The organism is Streptomyces sp. NRRL WC-3626 (genome assembly GCF_000718785.1).
Lineage (GTDB): Bacteria > Actinomycetota > Actinomycetes > Streptomycetales > Streptomycetaceae > Streptomyces > Streptomyces edwardsiae.
The window spans coordinates 1-326 of sequence record NZ_JOCA01000068.1 but is presented as its reverse complement, the minus strand read 5'-3'; the positions used below and the strand labels follow the sequence as shown (position 1 = coordinate 326).

The window sequence follows — 326 nt, the reverse complement described above, 5'->3', positions numbered from 1 at the left end:
GGGGGGGGGCGGGCCGCTCGCCGAGGTCGGGGCGTTCCTGTTCCGGCCCGGCCGGCTGCCGCGCTACGAGCACGGGCTGCTCGACGCCTGGCGGCGCGCCCACTACGAGCAGGGGGCCGTGGCCGAGCTGCCGTTCTCGGTGGCGGAGGGGGTCGCCGCGAAGCACGGGATGAAGCGCGAGGTGTTCCTGAAGCGGGCCGCGCCCGGGATGACCCGGCTGGAGCGGCTGCGCACCCAGGAGCGGCGGGCGGCGGCCGGACGGCACGGCGCCCCGGCGCCGAAGGCGGATCTCACCGTGATGCCGCTGACCCGGCTCGCCCTGTACG

General features: G+C 78.2%; 1 pseudogene. It reads left to right on the top strand.

Annotated elements, in window-relative coordinates:
• A pseudogene (locus IF28_RS0135850) lies at positions 1–326 on the top strand (hypothetical protein); the annotation flags it as partial.